Raw genomic sequence first — 347 nt, forward strand, 5'->3', positions numbered from 1 at the left:
AGTTATCCTTATTACAGAGATTGCTTGTACAAGGAGAGCGTTTCGAAGCACCTCTCCAATTTCTTCCAGGCACGGATTATGCGAATTACATGGATAAAGTTTATTCTCTTTCCGTGTTTATCCGTGTAATCCGTGCCTAAATTATGTCGGCTAATTACCGGGCGTTGACTATTATCCCTCCTCCCAATAATAAGCCATCTTTATAGAATGCAGCAGCTTGTCCCGGAGCAATGGCGGTTAAAGGCTCATGAAGTTGCACATGCAGTAGATGATCTGGTGTAATGGTAATCGTAGCATGGTTTTCCTGTTTGCGATACCGTATTTTCACAATGATGTCAGAATGCCCT

At 42.7% G+C, this 347-nt stretch carries 1 protein-coding gene; it reads right to left on the bottom strand.

The features are described from left to right. Window positions 1-154: 154 nt before the first annotated feature. The coding region (locus AB5935_RS24910) for an aminomethyltransferase beta-barrel domain-containing protein (protein ID WP_368327745.1) at window positions 155-347 on the bottom strand (193 nt) is incomplete at its 5' end.

Source organism: Phocaeicola sp. RTP21198st1_B8_RTP21198_201120 (assembly GCF_040929485.1).
GTDB classification, from domain to species: domain Bacteria; phylum Bacteroidota; class Bacteroidia; order Bacteroidales; family Bacteroidaceae; genus Phocaeicola; species Phocaeicola dorei.